Source organism: Rhodococcus sp. NBC_00297, from assembly GCF_036173065.1.
Classification (GTDB): Bacteria; Actinomycetota; Actinomycetes; order Mycobacteriales; family Mycobacteriaceae; genus Rhodococcoides.
The window spans coordinates 942,387-960,352 of the sequence record NZ_CP108041.1; the positions used below are offsets into that span (position 1 = coordinate 942,387).

The 17,966-nt window shown below is 69.1% G+C and carries 15 protein-coding genes and 1 tRNA gene; 6 read left to right on the forward strand and 10 right to left on the reverse strand.

The window, feature by feature from the left end:
• Positions 1-31 precede the first annotated feature (31 nt).
• Positions 32-1,465, reverse strand: a complete 1,434-nt coding sequence (locus tag OG947_RS04435) for a short-chain fatty acid transporter (RefSeq protein WP_056447560.1) — start codon at positions 1,463-1,465, stop codon at positions 32-34.
• A 146-nt stretch (positions 1,466-1,611) separates the two neighbouring features.
• Here OG947_RS04435 and OG947_RS04440 point away from each other — a divergent pair, with 146 nt between their 5' ends.
• Positions 1,612-1,956 carry an MmcQ/YjbR family DNA-binding protein gene (locus OG947_RS04440; RefSeq protein WP_056447558.1) on the forward strand — a complete coding sequence of 115 codons (345 nt, stop codon included), beginning with the start codon at positions 1,612-1,614 and terminating at the stop codon, positions 1,954-1,956.
• Here OG947_RS04440 and OG947_RS04445 read toward each other — a convergent pair whose 3' ends face one another.
• The 5 genes from OG947_RS04445 to OG947_RS04465 form a co-directional block, all read right to left on the reverse strand.
• Positions 1,957-2,904, reverse strand: a complete 948-nt coding sequence (locus OG947_RS04445; RefSeq protein ID WP_307095278.1) for a Ppx/GppA phosphatase family protein — start codon at positions 2,902-2,904, stop codon at positions 1,957-1,959.
• Positions 2,901-3,416 (reverse strand): DUF501 domain-containing protein, encoded by a 516-nt coding sequence (locus tag OG947_RS04450; protein ID WP_328813207.1) that lies wholly within the window; start codon positions 3,414-3,416, stop codon positions 2,901-2,903. Before OG947_RS04450 ends, OG947_RS04445 begins: the two co-directional genes overlap by 4 nt.
• A gap of 48 nt (positions 3,417-3,464) precedes the next feature.
• The gene (locus OG947_RS04455) at positions 3,465-4,046 is read right to left on the reverse strand and encodes an FtsB family cell division protein (protein ID WP_204866522.1); all 582 of its coding nucleotides are present in this window, start codon (positions 4,044-4,046) and stop codon (positions 3,465-3,467) included.
• An 8-nt stretch (positions 4,047-4,054) separates the two neighbouring features.
• Positions 4,055-5,350 (reverse strand): phosphopyruvate hydratase, encoded by a 1,296-nt coding sequence (gene eno, locus OG947_RS04460; RefSeq protein WP_027504061.1) that lies wholly within the window; start codon positions 5,348-5,350, stop codon positions 4,055-4,057.
• Positions 5,351-5,536: 186 nt separating this feature from the next.
• Complete coding sequence (locus tag OG947_RS04465; RefSeq protein ID WP_328813208.1) at positions 5,537-6,292, reverse strand: lytic transglycosylase domain-containing protein; 756 nt, start codon at positions 6,290-6,292, stop codon at positions 5,537-5,539.
• A gap of 204 nt (positions 6,293-6,496) precedes the next feature.
• Between OG947_RS04465 and efeU the strand changes: the two genes are divergently transcribed.
• From efeU to efeB, 3 genes are all read left to right on the forward strand, one after another.
• Complete coding sequence (efeU, locus tag OG947_RS04470; RefSeq protein WP_328813967.1) at positions 6,497-7,339, forward strand: iron uptake transporter permease EfeU; 843 nt, start codon at positions 6,497-6,499, stop codon at positions 7,337-7,339.
• A gap of 88 nt (positions 7,340-7,427) precedes the next feature.
• Positions 7,428-8,567 (forward strand): iron uptake system protein EfeO, encoded by a 1,140-nt coding sequence (gene efeO / locus OG947_RS04475; RefSeq protein WP_328813209.1) that lies wholly within the window; start codon positions 7,428-7,430, stop codon positions 8,565-8,567.
• The gene (gene efeB / locus OG947_RS04480) at positions 8,548-9,828 is read left to right on the forward strand and encodes an iron uptake transporter deferrochelatase/peroxidase subunit (protein ID WP_328813210.1); all 1,281 of its coding nucleotides are present in this window, start codon (positions 8,548-8,550) and stop codon (positions 9,826-9,828) included. The genes efeO and efeB overlap by 20 nt, the downstream gene beginning before the upstream one ends.
• A 4-nt stretch (positions 9,829-9,832) precedes the next feature.
• On the opposite strand, the gene OG947_RS04485 is transcribed toward efeB, so the two are convergent.
• The 4 genes from OG947_RS04485 to OG947_RS04500 all read right to left on the reverse strand — a co-directional run bounded on the left by OG947_RS04485 (position 9,833) and on the right by OG947_RS04500 (position 16,100).
• The gene (locus OG947_RS04485) at positions 9,833-10,840 is read right to left on the reverse strand and encodes a MazG family protein (RefSeq protein ID WP_328813211.1); all 1,008 of its coding nucleotides are present in this window, start codon (positions 10,838-10,840) and stop codon (positions 9,833-9,835) included.
• A gap of 7 nt (positions 10,841-10,847) precedes the next feature.
• Positions 10,848-14,537 (reverse strand): transcription-repair coupling factor, encoded by a 3,690-nt coding sequence (gene mfd / locus OG947_RS04490; protein WP_442973087.1) that lies wholly within the window; start codon positions 14,535-14,537, stop codon positions 10,848-10,850.
• Positions 14,538-14,702: 165 nt separating this feature from the next.
• Positions 14,703-15,347 (reverse strand): ScbR family autoregulator-binding transcription factor, encoded by a 645-nt coding sequence (locus OG947_RS04495; protein WP_027504067.1) that lies wholly within the window; start codon positions 15,345-15,347, stop codon positions 14,703-14,705.
• Between the two features lie 162 nt (positions 15,348-15,509).
• A complete protein-coding gene (locus tag OG947_RS04500; RefSeq protein WP_027504068.1) occupies positions 15,510-16,100 on the reverse strand; it encodes a TetR/AcrR family transcriptional regulator in 591 nt (196 codons plus the stop codon).
• Positions 16,101-16,306: 206 nt separating this feature from the next.
• On the opposite strand from OG947_RS04500, the gene OG947_RS04505 reads away from it, so the two are divergent.
• Positions 16,307-16,377: transfer RNA gene (locus tag OG947_RS04505), tRNA-Gln, on the forward strand.
• Between the two features lie 107 nt (positions 16,378-16,484).
• Positions 16,485-17,963 carry a bifunctional UDP-N-acetylglucosamine diphosphorylase/glucosamine-1-phosphate N-acetyltransferase GlmU gene (glmU, locus tag OG947_RS04510; protein ID WP_328813212.1) on the forward strand — a complete coding sequence of 493 codons (1,479 nt, stop codon included), beginning with the start codon at positions 16,485-16,487 and terminating at the stop codon, positions 17,961-17,963.
• Positions 17,964-17,966: the final 3 nt, after the last annotated feature.

Sequence of the window (17,966 nt, forward strand, 5' to 3'; positions counted from 1 at the left end):
TACGACTCGGTGTGCCGCGCGCACCGCTCGGTCAGGCAGGGATCACGGGCGGCTCGAAGGTGAACGTCGTCCCGAGCAGCCAGACGAGCAGCAGCACCACCGGGAAGTGGAAGAGAAACTGCAGGAACGTGAATCCGATGAGATCGCGCGCCCGCAGACCCAGGACGGCGAGCAACGGCAGCATGAAGAACGGGTTGATCAGGTTGGGTAGCGCCTCGGCCACGTTGTAGATCTGCACGGTCCAGCCGAGGTTCATCTGCACGTCGGTGGCGGACTGCATGACGTACGGCGCCTCGACCAACCACTTGCCTCCGCCCGACGGGACGAAGAGTCCCAGGATCACGGTGTAGACGGCGATGACCACAGCGAAGGCTCCGCCACCGCCGACCTCGGTGAAGAACGTGGCCAGGTGCTCGGACACCGTGACTCCGCCCCGCCCTTCGGATGTGGTCAGAATCGCGGCCATCGCGGCGTACAGCGGGAACTGCACCAGGATCCCCGCTGTGGCGGGTACGGCCTTGGCGACGGCATCGAGGAACCGTCGCGGTGTGCCGTGCAGCACGAGTCCCAGCATCAGGAACACCAGCAGGTAGCCGTTGAGGCTGCTCACCACCGACAGCACGGGCTTCGAGAGCAGTTGCGACACCAGCCATCCCAGCGTCATCGCCCCGGCGAGGATCGGGAGGATGCGGCTGTACTCGAGCCACTCGCCCGGACGGGTGCGCGTCGGCGGCTCGGCGATGGTGTCGTCGAGATTCACGTCCATGGCCTCGGCGGTCTTGATCGCCGCACCGGTGGGAGCGGAGAGGTGCGCGATGATCACCGTCAGCACGATGATGATCACGCACATGACCAGTGACTGCCACGTGAAGATGGTGGTGCCGAAGTCCAGGACTCCGGTGATGCGGAGCAGGGCCGGCGGGAGCGAGCTCGCGGTGGCCTGGAGCTGCGCCGCGGACGACGACATGCCCAGTGCCCACACCGCGCCCAGGCCCATGAACGCCGCGGCGCCGAGCGCGCGGTAGTCGACGCTCAGATCGCGTCGCCGGGCGATGGCACGAGCGAGCAGTCCACCGAAGACGAGGCTGAGACCCCAGTTCAGGAACGACACCGAGCACGACATGAGCGCGACGAAGCTGACCGCCGTGCGTGGATTGTTCGGCAGCGCGGCCAGTCTCGTGATCAGCCGCGCCACGGGTGGCGACGTGGCCACGACGTACCCGGTGAGCACGACCATGGCCATCTGCAGAGTGAACGCCGTCAGGTCCCAGAATCCGTTGCCGAACGCGTCGACCACGTTCTGCGGCGACGATCCGTTCGCGAACGCGGCGATCGCCACCACGAGCACGCCGACCAGCGCGAAGATGTAGGCGTCGGGGAACCACTTCTCGGTGCCGCGGGCCAGTGCCTGGGCTGTTCGCGCCAGACCCTTCTCCGCGGGTGCGTCGGTGTCGCGGACTGCCATGGTGACCTCCTGGTCGTCGAGCGATCGGTGTGTCGGGGACCACAACGGCCTCGATCGACCCTTCCCGTGCGTCCGCCCGAAGGCAAGAGGCATCACTGCACCCTCGATCTGCGGCGATGCAGGACTGCAGGTGGCACACTGCGTCCATGGCGACAGAGGACGACGTCCGACGTATCGCACTCGCGCTGCGCGAGGTGACGGAGAAGCCGTCGTACGGCACTCCCGGCTTCCGCGTGAAGGACCGACTGTTCGCACGGGTCCACGAGATGCCCGACGTTCTGCTGCTCCGCAGACCGAGCGTCGAGGACCGCGAGGCCCTCATCAGCTCGAACCCGGCAGCGTTCTTCACCACCGATCACTACGAGGGTCACGCGTCGGTGCTCGTGCGACTGCCCGAGGTGGACGTCGACGAGCTTCGTGACCTGATCGAGGAAGCGTGGGAGTGCCGCGCTCCGGTGACCGTCAGGAAGCTCGGGCCGAGACCGGAGTGATCATCGCCCGGCGACGCTGAGAGCGATCCCGTCGAGGATGTCGTGCTCGCTCACGACCAGGCTGTCGATTCCGGTTTCGGCACCGATGTGCTCGGCGAGTGTGGCCGCGACGAGGGATCCTCCGCCGATGACGTCGACGCGACCGGGATGCATCGGGCCGAGCACGGCACGGTCCGCCCTCGTCATGCCGAGCAGACGATCACAGACATCGCGCAGATCGGTGAACGGGATGCGCGACAAGTGGATCGCGTCCGGATCGTAGGCGGGAAGATTCTGTGCCACGGCCGAGAGGGTGGTCATGGTCCCGGCAACCCCGACCCAGGTGCGGGCATCCTTCACGGGTACCGCGTCGAACGCCGGCTGGAGGCGCTCGGAGGTGAAGGTCTGCCCTGCCCTGCGCTCGGCCTCGGTGGGTGGATCGGTGCGCAGGCACCGCTCGGTGAGCCGAACACATCCGATGTCGGCGGAGAAGGCGGCGCGCACGCCGTCGGCATCTCCGAGCACCAGCTCGGTGGAGCCGCCGCCGAGATCGACCACGAGGAACGGCCCCTCGTCCGGATCCAGATCGCCGACCGCCCCGGCGAAGGACAGACGAGCCTCCTCGTCGCCCGAGATGACCTCGGCCACTGCACCGTCCGCGACGGAGGCGAGGGTCCGGCGCGTCATGTCGAAGAACAGATCACGATTGTCGGCGTCGCGTGTGGCCGACGTCGCGACCATGCGCACCGCGTCGACACCGCCCAGCTCGGTGATGATGTCGACGTACTCGAGCAGCGCCGCCTCGGTGCGGTCGATCGCCTCGGGTGCGAACGACCCGGTCGCGTCGACACCCTGCCCCAGCCGGACCACACGCATCTCGCGCGCGAGATCGCGGAGACCGTCGTCGTCCACGTCGGCCACGAGCAGACGGATGGAGTTGGTTCCGCAGTCGATCGCAGCGACCCTCATGCTCGGAGCTCCTCGATGGTGGGCCAGTCCGCGGGCAGGGCCGTGCCACGCAGGGGCCCCTCGGCGGCCAGCGCCACCGACTCGTCGCCCAGCGGATTGGCACCCGGACCCTTGGCCAGCGAGTGCGCCATCAACACGTGCAGACACTTGACCCGGTCCGGCATCCCGCCGCCGGTGAAATCGGTTCCGAGCGACTCGATCTCGTTGCGCTCGGCCAGATAACCCTCGTGGGCACGCAGGTAGGCCGCCGCGAGCTCCTCGTCCTGCTGCAGCCGCTCGGTCATCTCGCGCATGACACCGGCGGATTCCTGGCGGCTCGCCTCGGCCGTCAGACGCGGATCCGTGAGGTAGAAGAGGGTGGGGAACGGCGTTCCGTCGGGCAGCTTCGGCGCCGTCCTGACGACGGCGGGACGGCCGTCCGGGGTGCGGTAGGCGATCTCGAGCACGCCGCGCGGCTCTCGTCCGAGCTGGGCGGACACGGCGTCGAGGTCTTCGCGCGACACGTCGCTCACTGGGTCTGACTCATTTCCGGATCGGGTGGATCGGCGTGCGCCGAGGCGTCACCGTGGGGTGGTCGCCGTGGACCACAGGTCGCTGTACCAGGGTCCGGGCGGGGGCGGCGGCGGATCGTTCTCGATGTCCGATCGTGCACGCGCGCCGGGCAACTGGACTTGATAGGGGGTCTCGCCGGGCATGACGTAACCGAGGCGCTCGCGTGCCTGTGCGGTGATGTAGGCCGGATCGTCGGTCTGGTCCTTGCGGATCTGGAGCTCGGCCACGCGCTGTTCGAGCGCCACTCGCTCGGCGGCCACCTGGGCGGCGTCCCCGCGCTGGGAGATGTACGTCCGCAACGGAACTGCGAGAGTCAGGGCGAGAGCGCAGATCACCACGGCGAGGACGACGGCCTTGCCCGTGGACAGGCCGAGGAACGTGCGTTCCTTCTTCTCGCCGCCGCGGCGGCGTCCGCGCCGACCGACCAGTGCGGCACCCTCGGTGACGACGTCGTTGACCGCGCCGGCGACGGTCCGGGGCTGCGAGGCCCCGGACCCGTCGCGGCGCGTGGATCGACCGGGACGCGCGTCACGGCGCGGCGAACGGCCACCCGGCCGTGCCGCACTGCGTCGAGAGTCCCGGTCCGCCATCGGTGAGCTCAGCTGTCCTTCGAGGTGAAGTCGAGCCGCGGGAACGCCAGCTCGCCCGAGTAGCGCGCGGCGTCGCCGAGTGCCTCCTCGATGCGCAGCAGCTGGTTGTACTTGGCGACGCGCTCGCTGCGAGCCGGGGCACCGGTCTTGATCTGTCCGCTGCCCACGGCGACGGCGAGATCGGCGATGGTGGTGTCCTCGGTCTCGCCGCTGCGGTGGCTCATCATCGTGCGGTAGCCACTGCGGTGCGCGAGATCGACGGCGTCGAGGGTCTCGGTCAGCGTGCCGATCTGGTTGACCTTCACCAGGAGAGCGTTGGCGGCTCCCTTGACGATGCCCTCCTCGAGGCGCTCCGGGTTGGTGACGAACAGATCGTCGCCGACGATCTGGACCCGGTCACCGATGCTGTCGGTGAGGGCGACCCAGCCGTCCCAGTCGTTCTCGTCGAGCGGATCCTCGATGGAGACGAGCGGGTACTGGTTCAGCAGGTCCGCGTAGAACGCCGACATCTCCTCCGCGGTGCGGGTGTTGCCCTCGAAGGCGTATCCCGTTCCGGCGGTGAAGAACTCGGTGGCGGCGACATCGAGCGCGAGAGCGATGTCGGAGCCCAGCGTGAGACCGGTCTTGCCGACGGCTTCCGAGATGAGGTCGAGTGCGGCCTTGGTGCCCGCGAGGTCGGGGGCGAAACCGCCCTCGTCGCCGAGCCCGGTCGACAGGCCCTTGGCCTTGAGGACCGACTTCAGTGCGTGGTAGACCTCGGCGCCCCAGCGCAGGGCCTCCTTGAAGGTCGGCGCACCGATGGGGGCGATCATGAATTCCTGCACGTCGACGCCGCTGTCGGCGTGGGCGCCACCGTTGATGATGTTCATCATCGGCACCGGCAGGATGTGGGCGTTGGGTCCACCCAGGTATCGGAAGAGCTCCAGTCCGGCGGACTCCGCGGCACCCTTGGCCACGGCGAGCGAGACACCGAGCAGGGCGTTCGCGCCGAGGCGCGACTTGTCGGCGGTGCCGTCGAGGTCGAGCAGTGCCTGGTCGACCGTGCGCTGCTCGATGGCGTCGAGGCCGATGACGGCCGGCGCGATCTCGTCGAGCACGGCGTTGACGGCCTTCTCGACACCCTTGCCGCCGTAGCGATCGCCGCCGTCGCGGAGCTCGACGGCCTCGTGCTCACCGGTGGAGGCCCCCGAGGGCACCGCTGCACGGGTCAGCGTGCCGTCGTCGAGCGCGACCTCGACCTCGACCGTGGGGTTGCCACGTGAGTCGAGAATCTCGCGAGCTCCGACCTGTTCGATGATGGCCACGAATGAACTCCTAGTCAGGCGTTGAACACACAGCTTCGGGCGCGAACCGGTCACCCGTGGTCGGGCGCGGCTCGAAGACAGACTAGCCGCCGCAGCCGCCGCGCTCGATATTCGACGCGCAGGCGCGCACGCGGGCAGGCCGGAGGCCGGTCGGTAGTCGGGCGGGCAGGCCGGAGGACGTCGACGTCAGGACGGCCGGGCACCGACGGAGTAGGCGGAGGCCGCGTCGCGGACGTCCCTCAGGTAGACCCCCGACAGGTTGTAGGCCATGAGGGCGGCCTGCCACCCCTCCGCGGTGGTGAGGTCTCCCCCACGGGCGCAGAGGTAACGCCCCGCGGTGAGCGCGGCGTCGTCGAGGTTGTCGGGGTCGGCGCGGCCGTCCCCGTTGGCGTCCACGCCCCACTTGCGCCAGGTCTCGGGGATGAACTGCATCGGTCCCATGGCGCGGTCGAAGACGGTGTCGCCGTCCAGTTCTCCGCCGTCGGTGTCGGCGATCTCCGCGTTGCCGGCGGTGCCGTCGAGGGGCACTCCGCGGATGGGCGGGGTCGCGGTGCCGTCGGGACCGACGGACGATCCACCGAAGGTGCCGTGACGACTCTCGATACGGCCGATCCCGGCGAGAGTGGTCCAGGCCAGACCGCACCCTGGTGACGAGCGGGCCATGACCGCGGCCGCGTGGCCGTAGGCCTCGAGCGCGGTGCGGCCGATTCCGGTGGGGTCGACCAGCGGTTCCGCCCAGCCGGCGAGCAGGTCGGCCGAGCGACCGGGCGCGTCCACGTCGATCGGCGGCACGGGCGCTCCGGGCCCCGGCGGGATTCCCTCGGGGATCTCCACCGCGGGTCTGCCCGGATCCAGATCGAGGGCGCCACAGCCGGAGACGACGGCGGCCGTGGCGAGCGCAGCCGCGACGACGCGGAGGCGCCGGGAGCGCGATGGGAGCATGCCTCCATCATCCCGAGTTAAAGTAATAGAAGGGTAAAGGTCTTCAAAAGTCCTGGTCGGCGGCTGTTTCGCACCCCGAAGCCGGTGTATGTTCACCTTTCGTATGAGGGTCGCCTTGCCTAAGACGCCCCACTCCACTCGAGCCCGGGAGATCCCGCCGTGTCCACAGTCGTCGTCGCGTCCGCGCCGTCCGTCGTGACGCAGATGGTCGGCAGTGGACTGATCGGCGTCCGGGAGGGACTCGAGACCGGCATCGTCGTGATGATCCTGGTCGCGTTCCTCGTGAAGTCCGACCGCCGCGACGCGCTGAAGTGGGTGTGGACGGGCGTCTCGGCCGCCGTGGGCATGGTCGCCGTCGTGTTCGCCGTCATCCACCTCGGCACCTCGACGGTCACGGGCCTCACCGCCGAGATCATCGCCGGCATCGCCTCGCTGATCGCCGTCGCGATCGTCACCGGCATGGTGTTGTGGATGCGGTCGGCCGCCGCCTCCATCTCCGGCACGTTGAAGGCCGGCATGGCCCGCGCGCTCGACGTCGGGCCGGTGGCCGTCACATCGCTCGCCTTTCTGGCGGTCGGGCGCGAAGGAATCGAGACGGCGATCCTCATGGTCGGCTACGCGGAGAACACCAACGGCAGTTCCTGGCCGCTGCTGGGTCTGCTGGCCGGAATCGCCGTCGCTGCATTACTCACCGTCCTCCTGTACTTCGGAGCAGTGCGCATCGACTTCGCCCGGTTCTTCCGCTGGACGGGCGTCTTCCTCGTGTTCGTCGCCGCCGGAATCCTGGCGTACGGACTGCGCGCTCTGCAGATCGGCGGAATCCTCCCCGGCGGCAGCGCGACCGCGTTCGACATCAGCGACACCTGGGACGCGGGCAGTTGGTACGGCACCGTCGTCGCCGGCATCTTCAACTTCCGCCCCGAGCCGACCGTTCTGCAGGTCGCGGCCTGGGTGCTCTACCTCGTCGTCGTCCTGCCCCTGTTCCTCCGGCGGCCGAAGACCGTGCCACGAGTCACCGCACCGCAGCCACAACCCGCCGCGTCCTGACCCACACATCTGCTCCAGAACCTCCGGCCTTCCCGCTCCACTACCGACCGGCCTCCGGCCTTCCCGCTCCCGAAAGGGCACCACTGAAATGCGCACCACCACCCGCCTCCTCTTCTGCGCCGCCGCGCTGCCGCTGGCACTCACGGCCTGCACCGAGAAGGAGGCCACGACCTCGGCCGAGGGCGGCGACATCGTGGTCGACGCGACCGACAGCTCGTGCGACGTCGGTACGACGAGTGCACAGACGGGCAGCTCCACCTTCCAGGTGACCAACAACGGCTCCAAGGTCACCGAGTTCTACGTCTACGGCGAGGGCGACCGCGTCATGGGCGAGATCGAGAACATCGGGCCCGGCGTCTCCCGCCAGCTCATCGTCGCGCTGCCCGAGCCCGCCACGTACCAGACCGCGTGCAAGCCGGGCATGGTCGGCGACGGCCTCCGCGGCGACTTCGTCGTCACGGGTGACGCCAAGGAGTCCGACGCCGACGGGACGCTCGCCGAGGCGGCCGACGGTTACAAGCGCTACGTCGTCAGCCAGGTCACGGCGTTGCAGGAGACGACGGCGTCGTTCGTCACCGCGGTCACGTCCGGCGACGTCGAGGGCGCCAAGGCCCAGTTCCCGCTCGTCCGCACCTACTACGAGCGCATCGAACCCGTCGCGGAGAGCTTCCCCGACGATCTCGACCCCCGCATCGACCTGCGCGAGCCGGACGTCGAGCCGGGTGCCGAGTGGACCGGGTTCCACCGCTTGGAGAAGGACCTGTGGGCACAGGGGCTCCAGCCGGACACGAACGCGATCGCCGCGCAGTTGAAGGCGGACGTCGACGAACTGGTCGCGGGCGTGCAGTCCCCCGACTTCGTGATCGACCCGATCACGGTGGCGGGCGGCGCACAGGGCCTCCTCGACGAGGTCGCCCAGACGAAGATCACCGGTGAGGAGGACTTCTTCTCCCACACCGACCTGTACGACTTCCAGGCGAACGTCGACGGATCGCAGGCAGCGGTGGCGGCGCTCGCTCCGGTGCTGTCCGAGCGGGACCCGGAACTCGCGGCCACCATCGAGCAGCGCTTCGCGGAACTCGACACCGAGCTCGCGAAGTACCGCCAGGGTGACGGCTTCGTCTCCTACGACACGGTCACCGAGCCGCAGCGCCAGGACCTGTCGAAGAAGATCGACGCCCTGTCCGCGTCGGTGAGCCAGGTCCAGGGTGTCGTCGCAGGCGCCTGAGCGGACGTCCGACACGGACGCCGCCGCCACCCCGCCGAGTCGACGCCTCTCGCGCCGCGCGCTCTTCGGTGGCGTGGGAGCCGGCGCACTCGCGGTCGGCGCCGGTGCCGCGCTGGGCCGGTCGACCGCACCCGAACCCGTGGTCGCCGACGCGGCCGAGGCCGTGGTGCCGTTCCGCGGCGTCCACCAGGCGGGCATCGTCACGCCCGCACAGGACCGCATGCACTTCGTCACCTTCGACGTGACGACCACCTCGCGCGACGAGATCGTCGCGATGCTCACGAAGTGGACGGCGATGGCCGAACGTCTCACCGTCGGCGCCGAGTCGGTTCCCGGTGGCGTGGTCGGCGGCGGACAGTACGAGCCGCCCGGTGACACCGGCGAGGCCTACGGCCTGATGCCGTCCAACCTCACGCTGACCATCGGCTTCGGCCCGTCGTTCTTCGACAGGCTCGACTTGGGCGACCGCAGACCGGCTGCGCTGCAGGATCTTCCGCGATTCCCCGGAGACGACCTCGACCCGGCGCGGAGCGGTGGCGACATCGCGGTGCAGGCCTGCGCCGACGATCCGCAGGTGGCGGTGCACGCCATCCGCAATCTCGCGCGCATCGCGTTCGGCACCGCGTCGGTGCGGTGGTCGCAGCTCGGCTTCGGTCGCACCGCGTCGACGTCGACCGCCCAGGCGACACCGCGCAACCTCTTCGGCTTCAAGGACGGCACGAACAACATCAAGGCCGAGGAAGCGGCGACCGTCGACGAGCACGTGTGGGTGAACGGCGGCGAGTCCGACTGGATGACGGGCGGCACCTACCTCGTGGCGCGGCGCATCCGGATGAAGATCGAACCGTGGGACCGCGCGGTGCTCGGCGAACAGGAACGCGTCATCGGTCGGTCCAAGGCCACCGGCGCGCCACTGGGCGGCACGGCCGAGTTCGACACCGTCGACCTCGGCTCCTCGACCATCGCGAAGGACGCGCACGTACGACTGGCGTCGTCGGAGTCGTTGGGCGGCATCAAGATTCTTCGCCGCGGGTACAACTTCACCGACGGCTCCGACGGCTTCGGCCACCTCGACGCGGGGCTCTTCTTCGTCGCTTTCTGCAGCGATCCGCAGACCCAGTTCGTGCCTATGCAGCAAGCTCTCGCGCGACGAGATGCCCTGAACGAGTACATCTCCCACGTCGGCTCGGCGGTCTTCGCCTGCCCACCGGGAGTTCCGGAAGGCACCGAGGACTACTGGGGCTCGACGCTCTTCGGCTAGACGGTCAGCGGTTCTTCTCGTCCGCCTGCGGCCGATGGTGGGACGCGGCGACGCGTGCGTCGTCCGTCCCCGTCGCCGCGAGCGGTCGGCCGAACATGTCGGTTCCCGGCCAGTACTTGGACCACGCTCGTGCGTCCATCTCGGCCGATCGGACTCCGTCCATGGCGGCGCCGCGCTCCGCGGCCCGTACGTCGGCCACGAACTCGTTGACGATGCGGCGCAACGAGTCCTCGGCGCTGGTGGCGCCGTGATCACCCGAGATGTCGATGCGCACCGAGAGCATGGACTCCGGGACGAAGTCCTGAGGGAGCCCGGCCTTGACCGCTCGGGTGATGACCTGCTGGGCGAGCGCGAGCGACGGCTGCGCCATGGCGATGCCGTCGAGACACGACGCGCGTACCTTCTCCGCGGCCTTGCGCTCCTCCCAGGCCTTCTCCTGCGCACCGATGTCGATCGGGGCGCCGGACGTGTCGGCCAGGTGCGGGCTGCGGTGGGTCAACTTGGCCACCAGGGTGGACGCCACGTCGTCGATGTCGAACGCCTCGGCGCCCGCGTCCTTGGCGATGCGCGCGTGGAAGATGACCTGCAGCAGCAGATCGCCGAGCTCCTCCCGGATGGAGTCCGCATCGCCGGTCTCGATGGCATCGAGCAGTTCGTAGGTCTCCTCGAGGAGGTACCCGCGCAGCGACTCGTGCGTCTGCTGCGCCTCCCATCCGCCGAGTGAGCGCAGTTTGTCGATGACGAAGACGGCCTCGGCGAGGTTGCCGCCGCGGGGTACCGGCACCTCGATGACGTCCTCGCCGCGCGTGATGCGTTCCTGGACGTCGGGGTTGTCGCGGCTGGTGCTGATGAGCACCTCGGGCTCGTCGTCGCCCGCGGAGGTGAACCCCGTGAGGCGCCAGCGGATGGAGACCGGCACCTCTTCGGTGAAGCCCACGGGCTTGTCCAGCAACGTCACGGCCTGCACCGGCACCATGGTGGGCCGCAGGGGATCCAGCAGCAGAATCGTCATCGCGCGCTCACACCCCGATCGGTTGCTCGACTCGTACGGAGCCCGCGGGCTGCCCGTCCATCGCGAGCAGCACGTCGGCGACGAACTGCAGAAGTTCCTCGTCGCGGACACGGGCCGAACCGACTCCACCACCTGCCACACGCGGAATCGGGATCTGCACCGTGCCGGTGGTCGCCCGATACTGTGCGCTGGGGTAGAGCCGCTTCAACCGTATCTGCTTGGAGTCGGGTAGGTCCATCGGCGCCAACTTCACCATGGTCCCCGCCATCTGCACGTCCACGATGCCGTAGGAACGGCACAGGATGCGCAGGACGGCGAAGGCCACGAGCCGGGCGACCTCGGCCGGCACCGGCCCGTAGCGGTCGGTCAGCTCGTCGATGACCGCACCGATCTCGGCGTCGTTCTGCGCCGCGGCCAGCTTGCGGTACGCCTCGAGTCGGAGCCTGTCGCTGGTGACGTAGTCCGGCGGGATGTGGGCATCGACGGGGAGGTCGATGCGCACCTCCTTGGGCGCCTCGTCGGTGGTGACGGGGCGGCCGTCGGCCACGGCGCGGTAGGCCTCCACCGCCTCGCCGACCAGTCGGACGTACAGGTCGAATCCCACACCGGCGACGTGGCCGGACTGCTCCGCGCCCAGCACGTTGCCCGCGCCGCGGATCTCGAGGTCCTTCATCGCCACCGCCATACCGGCGCCCAGGTCGGAGTTCTGCGAGATGGTGGCCAACCGGTCGTACGCCGTCTCGGTGAGCGGCTTCTCCGGCGGGTAGAGGAAGTAGGCATAGCCACGGTCCCGGCTGCGACCCACACGCCCACGCAACTGGTGGAGCTGGGACAGACCCAACGAATCGGCTCGCTCGACGATCAGCGTGTTCGCATTGGAGATGTCGAGGCCCGTCTCGATGATGGTGGTGCAGACCAGGATGTCGAACTCACGCTCCCAGAACCCCTGCACCGTCTTCTCGAGCGCGTCCTCGTTCATCTGGCCGTGTGCGACCACGACGCGCGCTTCCGGCACCAGCCGTCGGATGTTCGCGGCGGCCTTGTCGATGCTGCTCACGCGGTTGTGAACGTAGAAGACCTGGCCGTCACGGAGCAGCTCACGGCGGATCGCCGCCGCCACCTGCTTCTCCTGATAGGCACCGACGTAGGTCAGGACGGGGTGACGCTCCTCGGGCGGCGTCAGGATGGTCGACATCTCGCGGATGCCCGCCATGCTCATCTCGAGCGTGCGCGGAATCGGTGTCGCCGACATCGTCAGGACGTCGACGTGCGTGCGCAGCGCCTTGATGTGCTCCTTGTGCTCGACGCCGAAGCGCTGCTCCTCGTCGACGATGACCAGCCCGAGGTCCTTCCACTGCACACCGGTCTGCAGCAATCGGTGCGTGCCCACGACGATGTCCACCGTGCCGTCCGCGAGGCCGGCGAACGTCTCCCGTGACTCGGCGGCGTCGGAGAACCGGGACAGCCCCTTGACCGTCACCGGGAAGTTGGCCATCCGCTCGGTGAAGGTCTGCAGATGCTGCTGGGCCAGCAGGGTGGTGGGAACGAGCACCGCTACCTGCTTGCCGTCCTGGACGGCCTTGAACGCCGCCCGGACGCCGACCTCGGTCTTGCCGTAACCGACGTCGCCGATGACCACTCGGTCCATCGGGACGGGCTTCTCCATGTCCGCCTTGACCTCGTCGATGACGGTCATCTGGTCGACGGTCTCGGTGAACGCGAAGGCGTCCTCCATCTCCTTCTGCCACGGGGTGTCCGGCCCGTACGCGTGACCGGGCGCCGCCTGCCGCGCCGCGTAGAGCTGGACGAGCTCCCCTGCGATCTCGCGGACGGCCTTGCGGGCCTGGCGCTTGGTGTTGGTCCAGTCGGATCCGCCCAGCTTGCTCAGGCTCGGCATCTCCCCGCCGACGTAGCGGGACAACTGGTCGAGCGACTCCATGGGAACGAAGAGGCGGTCGCCCGGGTGGCCACGCTTGCTGGGCGCGTACTCGACGACGAGGTACTCACGGCGTGCCCCGCCGACGGTCCGCTCGACCATCTCGACGAAGCGGCCGATGCCGTGCTGGTCGTGGACCACCATGTCGCCGGCCGTCAACGCGAGCGGATCGACCTGATTGCGACGCTTGGCGGGCAAGCGTTTGCCGTCGCCGGCCGCCGCGACCCGGTTGCCGGTGAGATCGGCCTCCGTCACCACCACCAGGCCGGCATCACGCAGGACGAGACCCGAGTGCAACGACCCGCACATCACGCCGACGACGTCGGGGCCGGGCTCGGAACCGGCATCGAGAGGGAGCGCCGGCACACCGGCCTCCCGCAGGCGTTCGACCGTGCGCTGCGCCGTTCCCGCGCCCGCGACGACGACGGCCACGCGGCCGCCGGACGCGAGGTGCGCCGTGAACATCTGGAAGAGCGTCGCGAGTGCCTCCTCGGAGCCGCGCACGTCCGGCGCCGCGTCGACGTCGAGCACGATCTCCTCGTCACTGCCCGAGGCGAGCGGGCCCACGGTCCACCACGGCCGACCGGCCGCCTCCGCAGACTCTCGGACCTGCCGCAGCGACCGGTACGCGGACGCGCTGAGATCGAGGTCGAGGACGGCGCTCTCGTCCGTCACGCTGCTGGTGTCCAGCGCTGCGGTGTCGAGCGGTGCGGCCGCACCGATGCTCGCGGCCGTCCACGACGCCTCGAGGAACTCCTTGCCGGTCCGCACCAGATCCGTCGCGCGCGTACGCACCTTCTCCGGATCGCAGACCAGCACGTGCGCGCCGTCGGGCAGCGCGTCGGTCAGCAGTTCGAGGCCGCCGGCCTTCAGCACCGGCAGCAACGCCTCCATGCCCTCGACCGGAACGCCGGCGGAGATCTTCTCGAGCATCTCCACCAGGATCGGGTCGCCGGTGTTGTCGGCGGCGAGACGCGCCGCGCGCTCCCGTACGGCCTCATCGAGAATCATCTCCCGGCACGGCGGCGCGATGACCGTGTCGACCTCCACGTCGGGAATGGAGCGCTGGTCCGCGACCGAGAAGGCGCGCAGGTCGGTGACCTCGTCACCCCAGAACTCGACACGGACGGGGTGATCCGCCGTCGGCGAGAACAGGTCGAGGATGCCGCCGCGCACCGCGAACTCACCGCGTTTACCGACCATGTCGACACGCGTGTAGGCCAGTTCGACCAGTCGCTTCTGCAACTCCTCGAAGTCGAACTCCGCCCCCACGCGCAGGCCGACGGGCTCGATCTCGCCCAGTCCACGCGCCATCGGCTGGAGCACCGAGCGCACCGTGGTGACGATGATCTTCAGCGGGACGCCGTAGTCGGCGTCCTCCGGCCGGGCGAGGCGCCGCAACACCTCGATACGACGACCGACGGTGTCCGCTCCGGGGGACAGACGCTCGTGCGGCAGCGTCTCCCAGGACGGGAACTGCGCCACGGCGCCGCCCACCATCTCCGTGAGCTCGGCCGTCAGATCGTCGGCCTCGCGGCCCGTCGCGGTGACGAGCAGGACCGGTGTGGTGCGGGACATGGCCGCAGCGATGAACGCCCGCGCCGGAGTGGGTGCCACCAGGGTGGCCTCGCGGCGGCCGGACAGATCGACGATCTGCGCCAGCGACGCGTCACGCAGTGCGAATTCCAGCAGGCCCGACATCCGGCCCGCACCGTCGTCCGGGGTCTGCGCGGGGGAAACATGGACGGACGGCGAGGACACCAGCAGAACTCCTGACGGAAAGACGACACGATCGTGCACCCGCAACGCTCGACACCCCTCACGGAGATCGATCGGTCGGTGACGACTCGGTATCGATTCTAGGAGCAGTCGCCGACAGAAACGACCGTGGGCCGACCGAGGCGACCGCGACGCGGCCGCTCGTCGTCAGGCGCCGTAGCGCAGGACCCGGCGGGCGGCGAACTCACGGAAGTAGTCGAGCTTGCGACCGGGGACCAGCGACGGGAGGAGGTAGTGCCACAGCCGCTCCATGCGCGCCGACAACTCCTTGGTGCTGTCGGTGGCCACCGCGACCATGTGGGCGCCGACGATGACCTCCAGGAACAGCATTCCGGTGGTCACGGGGTCGAGGTCGGCCTCGAGGTCGCCCTCGTCGATCGCCCGACGCGCCAGGCCGGTGTGGTACTCGGCCCAGCCCTCCATGACGTTCTCACCGGTACCGCGGTAGTCGCCGATCTGATGCTTGAGCCGGAACATCGCGGCGACCATCGGATCCGTGATCGCCAGATCGACCGTGATGTACGAGACACCGATCTCGGCCTCGAGAGCGGGGATCCGGCCGTCGTCCAGGGCGCGGCACGCCGTGGTCAGGCGCCGCACGCCCTCGTCGATGACGGCGCGAGCCAGCTCCTCCTTCGACCCGAAGTGGAAGTAGAGAGCTCCCTTGGTGACCTGCGACTGCGAAATGATCTCGCTGAGGCTGGCATTGGCGTACCCGAGCCGTAGAAAGACATGGGCGGCCCCCGCGAGCACCGTGTCTCTGGTGATCTCGGCGCGTGCCTGTCTGACCATGCGATCCGCCTCGAAAGTTTGGGGCATTCAATCCGTGAACAACGCGAGAACGGTACCACTGGACCACTACACAGCACGAGCACTCGTCCCGGAGTCCGAGCGTCGTGTCGTCACGACCGACGAGGTGGTCCACCGTGACCACCTCCGGTGACACTCGCGCTTTCAGCTCCCCAACCGGGGATCGGGCTCCAGATTCGTGAGCCCGTTCCAGCACAGGTTCACGATGTGCGCGGCCACCACCTCTTTCGAGGGAGACCGTTCGTCCAGCCACCATTGCGCCGTCATCGACACCATTCCGACCAATGCCTGGGCGTACAGCTGGGCATTGGCCGGGTCGATGTCGCGGCGGGAGAAGTCACCCGCCAGGATGTGCCCCACCTGGCCGACGGCGTCGTTCAGCAGGCTCGAGTACGTTCCCTCGGCCGCGGCGACCGGGGAGTCGCGCACGAGGATGCGGAACCCGTCGCTGCGCTCCTCGACGTACGTCAACAGGGCCAGCGCCACCCGTTCGACCCGGATCCGGGACCGGTTCTCGGTCAGCGACGACGTGATCATGGACAGCAGCGTGGACATCTCGCGGTCCACCACCACGGCGTAGAGACCCTCCTTGCCGCCGAAGTGCTCGTACACGACCGGCTTGCTCACCTGCGCGCGTTGCGCGATCTCCTCGATGGACGTGGCCTCGTAGCCACGCTCGGCGAACAGCGTGCGGCCGATCTCGATCAACTGGGCCCGGCGCGCGGTCCCCGTCATCCGGACGCGGGGCGCACGTTCCGGTAGGGCGGCGTCACCGGGTGCACGCGGCTGATCGGGCTCGCGGGGCGCGTCGGGCGTCGAGGTCATGGAATCACTGTGACACGCGAGCACTGCGCGGCGAGTGAGGCCTGCGGAGCGTTTTACGGAGCGGGTGCACTCGTGCGAGGATCGACGCGCTCGGCGCACGCCAGCCGGGGCTGTGATCCGCCGTGGTGTAATGGCAGCACCTCTGATTTTGGTTCAGATAGTTCAGGTTCGAATCCTGGCGGCGGAGCCGTGACGCCACAGCGGCGGAGCTGTTGTCGTAGGGCAGCGGAGCCGTGGCGACGAGTGTGGCGGGTCCCCCGCCCGGGGCACATCCGAAGTCGGTCGAGGAGATTCATGACGTCGAAGGTCGCTGTAGTCGTGCTCGCCGCGGGGGCGGGAACCCGAATGCGATCGAAGACTCCGAAGGTTCTGCACGAACTGGCCGGTCGGTCCATGCTCGCGCACGCTCTGTACGCGGCCGACGGGGTGGACCCCGATCACCTCGTCACCGTCGTCGGGCACGACCGCGAGAAGGTCTCGGCCGCCGTCGCCGATCTGGCCGAGACGTTGGGTCGCACCATCGACATCGCGGTGCAGGCCGAACAGCACGGCACCGGTCACGCGGTGCAGTGCGGCCTCGCGTCGCTGCCCGCCGACTTCGACGGCACCGTGGTGGTCACCGCGGGGGACGTGCCACTGCTCGACGCCCACACTCTGCAGGCACTGCTGCACGATCACCACTCCTCCGCGGAGCCCGTCGCGGTGTCGGTGCTCACCTTCGTCCCCGACGACGCGAACGGCTACGGCCGCATCGTCCGCGACGGGTCCGGCCAGGTCCAGGAGATCGTCGAGCACGCCGACGCGACTCCCGATCAGCTGACCATCACCGAGGTGAACTCGGGTGTCTACGCCTTCGACGCGCAGTCGCTGCGGGTGGCTCTCGACTCGCTCGGCACCGACAACGCGCAGCACGAGCTGTACCTGACCGACGTCCTGAAGATCTCGCGCCGACGCGGCCTGCCGGTGTTCAGCACCCAGCTCACCGACCCGTCGCTGGTGCGCGGTGTGAACGACCGAGTGCAGCTGTCCGAGGTCACCCGCATCCTCAACGAGCACATCCTCGCCCGCCACATGCGCGCCGGCGTGACCGTGATCGACCCGTCGTCGACGTGGGTGGACATCGAGGTCGCCGTCGGACGCGACGCCGTGCTGCACCCCGGCACGCAGTTGCACGGACGCACCGTCATCGGTGAGGACGCGATCATCGGGCCCGACACGACACTCACCGACGTGTCGGTCGGCGAGGGCGCGACGGTGGTCCGCTCGCACGGATCCGACTCGGTGATCGGTGCCGGAGCGACGGTCGGGCCCTTCACCTACCTGCGGCCGAACAGCGACCTCGGCGACCACGGCAAGCTCGGCGCCTTCGTGGAGACCAAGAACGCGACCATCGGAGCGCACTCCAAGGTGCCGCACCTGACCTACGTCGGCGACGCCAGCATCGGCGAGCACTCCAACATCGGTGCGTCCAGCGTCTTCGTCAACTACGACGGCGTCGGCAAGAGCCGGACCGAAATCGGTTCGCACGTGCGCACCGGTTCCGACACCATGTTCATCGCGCCGGTGCGCGTGGGCGACGGGGCCTACACGGGCGCCGGAACCGTCCTACGCCATGATGTACCGGCGGGAGCGCTCGCCGTCTCCGGTGGTCCGCAACGGATCATCGAGGGCTGGGTGCAGAAGAAGCGTCCGGGAACGCCGGCGGCAGAGGCCGCCGAACGCGCCCGTTCGACCGAGGAATCACACGTGCACGAACCGAAGGACGGCGAGTAGAGC

Bases quoted from the DNA above. Each gene is read 5' to 3' on its own strand.
- OG947_RS04435 (WP_056447560.1), bottom strand. From the start codon at position 1,465: ATGGCAGTCCGCGACACCGACGCACCCGCGGAGAAGGGTCTGGCGCGA.
- OG947_RS04440 (WP_056447558.1), top strand. From the start codon at position 1,612: ATGGCGACAGAGGACGACGTCCGACGTATCGCACTCGCGCTGCGCGAG.
- OG947_RS04445 (WP_307095278.1), bottom strand. From the start codon at position 2,904: ATGAGGGTCGCTGCGATCGACTGCGGAACCAACTCCATCCGTCTGCTC.
- OG947_RS04455 (WP_204866522.1), bottom strand. From the start codon at position 4,046: ATGGCGGACCGGGACTCTCGACGCAGTGCGGCACGGCCGGGTGGCCGT.
- OG947_RS04465 (WP_328813208.1), bottom strand. From the start codon at position 6,292: ATGCTCCCATCGCGCTCCCGGCGCCTCCGCGTCGTCGCGGCTGCGCTC.
- efeU (WP_328813967.1), top strand. From the start codon at position 6,497: ATGGTCGGCAGTGGACTGATCGGCGTCCGGGAGGGACTCGAGACCGGC.
- efeO (WP_328813209.1), top strand. From the start codon at position 7,428: ATGCGCACCACCACCCGCCTCCTCTTCTGCGCCGCCGCGCTGCCGCTG.
- OG947_RS04485 (WP_328813211.1), bottom strand. From the start codon at position 10,840: ATGACGATTCTGCTGCTGGATCCCCTGCGGCCCACCATGGTGCCGGTG.
- OG947_RS04495 (WP_027504067.1), bottom strand. From the start codon at position 15,347: ATGGTCAGACAGGCACGCGCCGAGATCACCAGAGACACGGTGCTCGCG.
- OG947_RS04500 (WP_027504068.1), bottom strand. From the start codon at position 16,100: ATGACGGGGACCGCGCGCCGGGCCCAGTTGATCGAGATCGGCCGCACG.
- glmU (WP_328813212.1), top strand. From the start codon at position 16,485: ATGACGTCGAAGGTCGCTGTAGTCGTGCTCGCCGCGGGGGCGGGAACC.